The sequence below is a fragment of the Streptomyces poriferorum genome, assembly GCF_019399235.1.
GTDB lineage: Bacteria > Actinomycetota > Actinomycetes > Streptomycetales > Streptomycetaceae > Streptomyces > Streptomyces poriferorum.
The window spans coordinates 21344-30411 of sequence record NZ_JAELVH010000044.1 but is presented as its reverse complement, the minus strand read 5'-3'; the positions used below and the strand labels follow the sequence as shown (position 1 = coordinate 30411).

8 protein-coding genes and 1 pseudogene are annotated in these 9068 nt (G+C 71.4%); 7 read left to right on the top strand and 2 right to left on the bottom strand.

The window, feature by feature from the left end:
* Together JGS39_RS10895 and JGS39_RS10890 are read right to left on the bottom strand one after the other, a co-directional pair.
* Positions 1–253 (bottom strand): annotated as a pseudogene (locus JGS39_RS10895) (hypothetical protein); the annotation flags it as partial.
* A 5-nt stretch (positions 254–258) separates the two neighbouring features.
* Positions 259–1380, bottom strand: a complete 1122-nt coding sequence (locus JGS39_RS10890) for a 3-oxoacyl-ACP reductase (RefSeq protein ID WP_219568622.1) — start codon at positions 1378–1380, stop codon at positions 259–261.
* A gap of 76 nt (positions 1381–1456) precedes the next feature.
* Between JGS39_RS10890 and JGS39_RS10885 the strand changes: the two genes are divergently transcribed.
* The 7 genes from JGS39_RS10885 to JGS39_RS10855 all read left to right on the top strand — a co-directional run bounded on the left by JGS39_RS10885 (position 1457) and on the right by JGS39_RS10855 (position 8996).
* Entirely contained in the window at positions 1457–2734 is a 1278-nt protein-coding gene (locus tag JGS39_RS10885) for an acetyl-CoA C-acetyltransferase (protein WP_219568620.1), read from the top strand.
* A gap of 96 nt (positions 2735–2830) precedes the next feature.
* Positions 2831–4744, top strand: coding sequence for an AMP-dependent synthetase/ligase (locus JGS39_RS10880; protein WP_219568619.1), 1914 nt, complete (start codon positions 2831–2833; stop codon positions 4742–4744).
* A 97-nt stretch (positions 4745–4841) separates the two neighbouring features.
* On the top strand, positions 4842–5414 hold the full coding sequence (locus tag JGS39_RS10875) for a hypothetical protein (RefSeq protein ID WP_219568617.1): 573 nt from the start codon (positions 4842–4844) through the stop codon (positions 5412–5414).
* A gap of 133 nt (positions 5415–5547) precedes the next feature.
* Positions 5548–5847 (top strand): hypothetical protein, encoded by a 300-nt coding sequence (locus tag JGS39_RS10870; protein ID WP_219568615.1) that lies wholly within the window; start codon positions 5548–5550, stop codon positions 5845–5847.
* A gap of 152 nt (positions 5848–5999) precedes the next feature.
* On the top strand, positions 6000–6953 hold the full coding sequence (locus JGS39_RS10865; RefSeq protein WP_308120320.1) for an LLM class F420-dependent oxidoreductase: 954 nt from the start codon (positions 6000–6002) through the stop codon (positions 6951–6953).
* Positions 6954–6963: 10 nt separating this feature from the next.
* Positions 6964–7749 (top strand): SDR family NAD(P)-dependent oxidoreductase, encoded by a 786-nt coding sequence (locus JGS39_RS10860; RefSeq protein WP_219568613.1) that lies wholly within the window; start codon positions 6964–6966, stop codon positions 7747–7749.
* 125 nt (positions 7750–7874) lie between these two features.
* A complete protein-coding gene (locus JGS39_RS10855) occupies positions 7875–8996 on the top strand; it encodes an LLM class flavin-dependent oxidoreductase (protein WP_148021987.1) in 1122 nt (373 codons plus the stop codon).
* Positions 8997–9068 lie beyond the last annotated feature (72 nt).

The window sequence follows — 9068 nt, the reverse complement described above, 5'->3', positions numbered from 1 at the left end:
CCGGCAGCGGGAAGCTGCGCCCGGTCATCAGCCGCATGGCGAGCGGGAAGCCCAGGACGTGCGGGTAGGTGACCGGGAGGGGGCCGGTCTCCGGGAAGGCGCAGATCCTGCGGTACGCGGCCAGGGGGCCGGGTGCGGCGGGTGCGGCCGGCCGGTGGTGGCGGTCGGCCGGCAGGGTGGCGCCCGGCCTGCCCGCGCGTTTGAACGGGGAGGTGACGGCGCCGCGCGCCAGGGACAGCAGCAGACTCGGCATCCGCGTCACGCCCCCAGCAGGCTCTGGCCGCAGACCCGGACGATCTGGCCGTTGACGGCGCCGGAGGCGGGCTGGGCGAACCATGCGGTCGTCTCGGCGACGTCGNGGCCGTTGTTGCCGGCGATGCCCGCGATGGAGGCGGTGGCGACGATCCGGCCGCCGCGGTTGACGGTTCCGGCCTTCAGCAGGGCGTCGGTGGTGCGCAGGACGCTGTCGAGGTTGACGTCGATGACCGAGGCCCAGCGGTCGGCGGCCATGTTGGCGAGGCGGCGGTCGCGGGTGATGCCGGCGTTGTGGACGAGGATGTCGAGGCCGTCCGGGGCCGCCGCGGCGATCCGCTCGGCCGCGTCGTCGGCGGTGATGTCCAGCGGCAGGGCGGTGGCGCCGAGGCGGTCGGCGGTGCGGACGAGGTCCTCCTGGGCCTGCGGGATGTCCAGGCAGATGACGTGGGCGCCGTCCCGGGCGAGTACGGAGGCGACCGAGGCGCCGATGCCGCGGGCGGCGCCGGTGACCAGTGCGGTGCGCCCGGCGAGCGGGGCGGCCCAGTCGGCGACGGTGCCGGGGGCGGCGTCGGTCACCTCGATGACCTGGCCGCTGATGTACGCGGACCGGGGTGAGAGCAGGAAGCGCAGGGTGGACCCGGCACCGGCGACCGCGCCGGGGGCGATGCGTACCAGCTGCACCGTGGCGCCCTTGCCGATCTCCTTGCCCAGGGAGCGTACGAACCCTTCGAGGGCCTGCTGGGCGGCGGCCTGGTGGTGGTCGTCGGGCGACGGGTGCGTGCCGAGGACTACGATGCGGCCGCCCGGTGCGAGCGAGCGGACGACGGGGTGGAGTGCGGCGTGTACGGCTCCGAGCCCGGCGGCGGTGCCGACGGCCGTCGCGTCCAGGACGATTCCGGCGGGCCGGTCGGCGCGGGCCACGACCTCCGGGCCGCAGGCGGCGAGGATGGCGCCGAGCTCGTCCGTGACGGCGGAGTCCCCGGCGGTGAGGTGGAGGACCTGGCCGGGCAGCGTCGGCGTCTCCAGGGTCCAGCGGCGCAGTCGCGCGGGCTGGGGCAGGCCGAGTCTCCGGGTCAGAAATCGGCCGGTTGTCGTGCTGGTGAGGTGCAGATAGCGGTCGGCCATTGTCCAGACTCCCTGCTCGGTCGTAGATTTACTCTGGAGTAAGGTTACTCAAGAGTCAGGAGTTGGTCGAGATGAGTTGGTCGAGTTGATCCCCCTCGCACTCCCGCAGCCCCGCAGGGTCGCGGTCATCGGTGGCAGCCGTATCCCCTTCGCACGCTCCGACGGGCCGTACGCGCAGGCCTCCAACCAGCAGATGCTGACCGCCGCGCTGGACGGTCTGGTCGAGCGCTTCGGGCTCCACGGGCAGCAGGTCGGCGAGTTCGCCGCGGGCGCGGTCCTCAAGCACAGCCGGGACTTCAACCTGGCCCGGGAGACCGTGCTCGGTTCACGGCTCGACCCGCGCACCCCCGCGTACGACATCCAGCAGGCGTGCGGCACCGGCCTCCAGGCGGTGATCGCCGCCGCCAACAAGATCATGCTCGGCGCCGTCGACTCCGCCGTCGCGGGCGGCGCGGACACCACGAGCGACGCGCCGCTCGGCGTCAACGACGAACTGCGCAGGCTGCTGCTGTCCGCCCGGCGCGCGAAGTCGACGGGCGGAAAGGCCAAGGCCCTTACGGGCGTACGTCCCCGCCACCTCGTCCCGGACATCCCGCGCAACGCCGAACCCCGCACCGGCCTCTCGATGGGCGACCACGCGGCGGTCACCGCCCGGCAGTGGGACATCGGCCGCGCGGAGCAGGACCTCCTCGCCGCCACCAGCCACCAGCGGCTCGCCGCCGCGTACGACCGGGGCTTCCTGGACGACCTCGTCGTCCCGTACCTCGGCCTGGACCGCGACCAGAACCTGCGCCCCGGCTCCACCGTGGAGAAACTCGCCACGCTGAAACCGGTGTTCGGCGCGGACCACCCGGACGCGACGATGACCGCGGGCAACTCGACACCGCTCACGGACGGCGCCGCGACCGTACTCCTGGCGAGCGAGGAGTGGGCCGAGCGCCACGGTCTGGAGCCGCAGGCGTACCTCTCCCTGTACGAGACGGCCGCGGTCGACTACGTGGGCGGCGAGGACGGGCTGCTGATGGCGCCCGCGTACGCCGTGCCGCGGATGCTGGAGCGGGCCGGGCTCGGCGTGGAGGACTTCGACCTCTTCGAGGTCCACGAGGCCTTCGCCTCCCAGGTGCTCGCCACGCTGGCCGCCTGGGAGAAGCGGGGACTCGCACCCGTCGACCGGGAGAAGCTCAACGTGGCGGGGTCCTCCCTCGCCACCGGACACCCGTTCGCGGCGACGGGCGCAAGGATCGTGGCGACGCTCGCCGGACTCCTCGCCGAACGTGACGCCCCGGGCCGCGGGCTGATCTCGATCTGCGCGGCGGGCGGCCAGGGAGTCACGGCGATCCTCGAACGCGTCTGACCGGTAAAGAAGTTGAGCACGGTTCGGTGCGGGCATCAGGGCCTGCCGCCGGACGGACCAGGTGAACCGCCCGACCCCGATGCCGAGGAGCCGCACGTGTCCACACGATCCGCACCGTCCACCGCCCCGTCCACCCCCGTCCTGGTCGAGCCGACGAAGGTCAGGGCCGCCGACGGCACCGTCCAGCAGGTGTCCGTCCCGGCGTTCGCCCAGCCGGTACGCCGTGGCTCGCTCGCCGAGATCCCGTTCGACAACGCCCGCGAGGCGCCGTCGGACGCCGTCCTCAGCCGCAAGCAGCCGGACGGCAGCTGGCAGGACGTGACGGCGGCGGAGTTCGCGGCCGAGGTCCTCGCGGTCGCCAAGGGCCTGATAGCGGAGGGCCTGCGGGGCGGCGACCGCATAGCGATCATGGCCCGTACGACGTACGAGTGGACGCTGCTCGACTTCGCGTCCTGGGCCGCGGGCCTGGTCACCGTGCCCATCTACCCGACCTCGTCCGCCTTCCAGGCCCGGTGGATACTCCAGGACTCGGGCGCGGTCGCCTGCGCGGTCGAGACGGCCGACCAGGGCCGCATCATCAGCCAGGAGCGCAAACAGCTCGGCGACCTCATGCACCTCTGGCAGTTCGACACGGGGGCGCTGGGCCGGCTGAAGAAGCTCGGCAGGAACATCCCCGACAACGCCGTGGCCGCCCGCCGCGCCACCCTGGAACCGGAGACCCCTGCCACCCTCATCTACACCTCGGGCACCACGGGCCGCCCCAAGGGCTGCGTCCTGACGCACGGCAACTTCTTCGCCGAGGTCGACAACGCCATCGAGCTGCTGCACCCGGTCTTCAAGTCCGTCAGCAAGTACCCCGCCTCCACCCTCCTGTTCCTGCCGCTCTCGCACGTCTTCGGCCGGATGGTCGCGATCGGCTGCCTGCGCGCCCGGGTCCGCCTCGGCCACGCCCCGTCGATCCGGACCGAGGACCTGCTCGCCGACCTGGCCGGCTTCAAACCGTCGTTCCTGCTGGCGATCCCGTACGTCCTGGAGAAGGTCTACAACACCGGCCGGGCCACCGCAGAGAAGATGGGCCGCGCCTCGTCCTTCGACCGGGCCGCCCGGATCGCCCAGCGCTACGGCCAGGCCGTCGAGGCCGCCGAACACGGCACGGGCCCCGGCCCCGGCCTCGGCCTGCGGGCGGCCCGCGCGCTCTACGACCCGCTGGTCTACCGCCGCATCCGGGCGGCGCTCGGCGGCCATGTCCGGTACGCGATCTGCGGCGGCTCCCCGCTGGGCCGCCGGCTCGCCGCCTTCTACGCGGGCGCGGGCATCGAGATCTTCGAGGGCTACGGCCTGACGGAGACCACGGCCGCCGCTACCGTCACCCCGCCGCTCAAGCCCCGCCTGGGCACGGTCGGCTGGCCGATGCCGGGCACCGCCGTACGCATCGCGCAGGACGGCGAGGTGCTGCTCAGCGGCGGGCAGGTGTTCCAGGGCTACTGGGACACCGAACGCGGCGAGGCCGTTCCGTCCCTGGACGGCGGCTGGTTCGCCACCGGCGACCTGGGCGCGCTCGACGAGGACGGCTACCTCACGATCACCGGCCGCAAGAAGGACATCATCATCACGTCGGGCGGCAAGAACGTCACCCCGGCCCCGCTGGAGGACTGGCTGCGCGCGCACCCGCTGGTCAGCCAGTGCATGGTGGTCGGCGACAACCGCTCGTTCATCACGGCCCTGATCACCCTGGAGCCCGACGGGCTCTCCCACTGGCGCCAGATGAAGAAGAAGCAGGACGTCCCGATGCGCGACCTCGTCCACGACGAGGAACTGCGCGCGGCGTTGCAGCGGGCCGTGGACGAGGCCAACCGGCTCGTCTCGCGGGCGGAGTCGATCCGTAAGTTCACGGTCCTGCCGGTGGACTTCACGGAGGACGGCGGGCACCTGACGCCGTCGCTGAAGCTGAAGCGGGACGCGATCGCGCGGGACTTCGAGGCGGAGATCGAGGAGTTGTACCGGAAGTAGGACGGGTTGACGCCCCTGGTGGGGACGGGAGTTCCCCCAGGGGGCGGCCGGCTGTGGCAGACTCTGCTCCCTTTGCCTCTTCCTGCTGGGGGGAATCATGCGCCACCTCGTCACCGCTTCCACACTCGCGGCCGCCTGCTGCCTGAGCCTGACGGCCTGCACGGGGGGCAGCGACGACCGGAGTACGCCTGAGCCGAGCCCGCGCCCCACGCTCAGGCTGGGGCAGAGCGCGGACACCGCAGGTGTCGGTGGCCGGGGGGCTGCCCGGATCACCCCGGACACGGTCGTCTACGCCGACCGCACCGGCTTCGGCGCCCCGGAGCACGGCCTCTTCGCTGTCGTGACCTACCAGTCCAGGAACCGGACCACGTCGCGTGTGACGACGACAGCCGGGCAGGGCGGCCTGCGATGGACGACCGCGGGCGGGCGCACGGTCACGGACAGGAACAGCAAGGCCGCGACAGGCGTGGTTCCCATCGGATTCAGCGAGGGCGGGCCTGCCCTGCCCCCTGAGGTGGGCCACCAGGACGTGGCGGTCTTCGACATCGCCGCGGCCGAGCGGGGCGGCACGCTCATCTACGTCGACGGCGACGGCACCGCCTTTCGTTGGAGGATCCCCGCGAGCGACTCCGGGGCCGCGGTTCCCGCGCTGAAGTTCGCCTTGGACTGAGAGCACCTGCGCGATCGCCCTCCAGAACCCGTGATGCGCGGCGCGACAAAGTGATCCGTGGAGCAGTCCTGTCCGGCGGGAACTGGGTACGGGTACTCAGGCCCGGTCCCGTCGGGGAGTGCAGGCTCACGGTATGAGAGCGATGTGGGAGGACGCGGCGCTGGCGGTCCTGACGGCGTTGGTGGGTCTGTTCCTCGGCCTCCTGGCGGCCCTGGGGGTGTTGGGAGCGAGCATGTCCGGAGGGGACTATCCCCGCACGAGCTCCGGCGAGTGGGTGGTGGCTCTGGGGGCGGCGGCCGTGGCGGTGGCCGCGCCGGCACTGGTCGCCCTGCTCGCGTGGCGCCACAAGCTGTGGCTCACGATGGCAGTCCAGGCACTGCTGTTTCTCACGCTGGCCGGTCTCGCACTGTCGTGGGGCGTCCAGCCGCTCTGATGCGACGGCGGCAACGCGATCTGCGGTCCCCGAACTCCTTCTGCCCTGCCACCCCTTGCCTGATGAAGCGTCAGGCACGACGATGACCCCGCTTGCTATATGACGAGTCGTCAGATTCGTGTCAGGGTCACCCAGGGGAAGGAGGCCGTTCGGTGCCGATACTGCCCGCCGGACCGCTGTCGTACGGGATGCAGCTCCCGATCCAGTCGCAGAGCGCCATCTACGCGGAGCCGTGGGAGGCCGGGGCCACCCCGGCCGACCTCGCCGAGATCGCCCGCACCGCCGACCGGGCCGGGTTCGGCTATCTGGCGAGCTGTGACCATGTCGCCATCCCCCGCAGGCTCGCGGGGGCGATGAGTACCGTCTGGTACGACCCCGTCGCCACGCTCGCCTTCCTCGCGGGGATCACCGAGCGCGTGCTCCTCATGAGCCATGTCGCAGTCGTCGGGCTGCGGCATCCGCTGGCCACCGCCAAGCAGTACGCCACCCTCGACCACCTCAGTGGCGGCCGGCTGATCCTCGGGGTCGGGGCCGGGCACGTGCGGGAGGAGTTCGAGGCGCTCGGGGCGGACTTCGACGGGCGGGGCGGGGTGCTCGACGAGAGCATCGACGCGCTCAAGGCCGCGCTCGGGCCCGAGGAGTACCCGGAGTTCGCCGGGGAGCGGTTCTCCTTCAGCGGGCTCGGGCAGCTGCCCCGGCCTGCCCAGGAACGGGTGCCGGTCTGGGTGGGCGGGTCGTCGCCCGCGGCGGTGCGCAGGGCCGCCGTGCGGGGGGACGGCTGGCTGCCGCAGGGGGACCCGCGGGAGAAGCTGCCCGCGCAGATCGGGCGGCTGTACGCGCTCCGCGAGGCGGCGGGGGTCACGGAGCCCATCGTCATCGGGGCCATCACCGAGCCGCTGTACGTGGGGGAGCCGGGCTGGTCCGTGGGGCGGCGCACGCTCAGCGGGAAGCCGGAGGCCCTCGCGGAGTCGCTGCGGGAGTACGGCGCGATGGGGGTGCATCAGATCCAGGTGCGCTTCCGCAGCCGCAGCAGAAGTGAACTGACCGATCAGATGGCGGCGTTCGCCGCCGAAGTCGCACCTCACCTCGACAACCTCGACAGGTAGGAGTCAGGCCATGGGCAAGCTGGACGGGCGGGTCGTACTGATCAGCGGCGCGGCGCGCGGGCAGGGTGAGCAGGAGGCGCGGCTCTTCGTCGCCGAGGGCGCGCGGGTGGTGATCGCCGATGTGCTCGACGAGCAGGGCGAGGCGCTCGCCAAGGAGCTGGGGGAGGATGCCGCGCTCTTCGTGCACCTGGACGTGAGCCGGGAGGAGGGCTGGCAGGCGGCCGTCGCCGCCACCAAGGGCGCGTTCGGGAAGATCGACGGGCTGGTCAACAACGCGGGGATCCTGCGCTTCAACGAGCTGGTGTCCACGCCGCTGGAGGAGTTCCAGCAGATGGTGCAGGTCAACCAGGTGGGGGCCTTCCTGGGGATCAGGAATGTCGCCCCCGAGATCGAGGCGGCCGGTGGCGGGACCATCGTCAACACCTCCTCGTACACCGGTCTCACCGGCATGGCGTTCGTCGGCGCGTACGCGGCGACCAAGCACGCCGTGCTGGGACTGACCAAGGTGGCGGCCGTGGAGCTGGCCGCGAAGGGCATCCGGGTCAACGCCATGTGCCCCGGGGCCGTGGACACCCCGATGACCAATCCGGCGGCCCTGGACCCGGACGCCGACCCGGTGGAGACGGCGGAGGCCGTGGGGGCCCTGTACAAGAAGCTGGTGCCGCTCGGGCGGATCGGCCGGCCCGAGGAGGTGGCGGCGCTCGCGCTCTTCCTGACCTCGGACGACTCCTCGTACATCACCGGCCAGCCGTTCGTCATCGACGGCGGGTGGCTGGCGGGAGTCAGCCTCTTCTGAGCAGGGCGCCCACTTCGATTCGTCTGACGAAGCGTCAGGTATTGACGGGTCGGAGTGTCGGTGGAACAGTCGGACGCATCAGAATCTGACGGTGTGTCAGAAACGATTGAGGACGGTGAACCCCCTTGGAATTCGGGCTCTTTGTACAGGGGTACGTGCCCGCCGCGCGGGCCAAGGCCGACCCCGGGGCAGAGCACAAGGCGCTGATCGAGGAGACCGAGTACGTCATCCAGGCGGACAAGTCCGGCTTCAAGTACGCCTGGGCCTCCGAGCACCACTTCCTGGAGGAGTACTCGCATCTCTCGGCCAACGACGTGTACCTGGGCTATCTCGCACACGCCACGGACCGCATCCACCTCGGATCCGGCATCTTCAACCCGCTCGCCCCGGTCAACCACCCGGTGAAGGTGGCCGAGAAGGTCGCCATGATGGACCACCTCTCGGAGGGCCGCTTCGAGTTCGGCTCCGGCCGCGGGGCGGGCACCCACGAGATCCTCGGGTTCATGCCGGGCATCACCGACATGAACCACACCAAGGAACTCTGGGAAGAGACCATCGCCGAGTTCCCCAAGATGTGGCTCCAGGACGAGTACGTCGGCTTCCAGGGCAAGCACTGGTCGCTGCCGCCGCGCAAGATCCTGCCCAAGCCGTACGGGAAGTCGCACCCGGCGATGTGGTACGCGGCCGGCTCCCCGCCCTCGTACGCCATGGCCGGGAAGAAGGGCCTCGGTGTCCTGGGCTTCAGCGTGCAGAAGGTCTCCGACATGGAGTGGGTCGTCGAGTCCTACAAGAACGCCGTCAAGGACGCCGAGCCGGTCGGTGACTTCGTCAACGACAACGTCATGGTGACCTCGACCGCGATCTGCGCCGAGACCCACAAGAAGGCCGTCGAGATCGCGGTGGGCGGCGGGCTGAACTACCTCCAGTCGCTGCTGTTCCGCTACCACGACACGTTCCCCCGGCCGGAGGGGATCCCGGAGTGGCCCGAGCTGCTGCCGGAGTACTCCGAGGAGATCATCGAGCTCCTGATCGCCGAGGAGCTGATGATCTGCGGCGACCCGGACGAGGTGCTGGGGCAGTGCCGTCGCTGGGAGCAGGCGGGAGCGGACCAGCTGAGCTTCGGGCTGCCGATCGGGCTCAGTCCCGAGGACACGCTGAACTCGATCAAGCTGATCGGTGAGCACGTGATCCCGAAGATCGACACGGATCCGGTGCACCGGACGACGCGGTTCCGCGACGCGGCGTGAAAACCAGCCTCGCCGGCGTTTGAGGCGCGGGGTCCGGGGCGGAGCCCCGGGGGCAGGCCTTCGAGGGCTCCG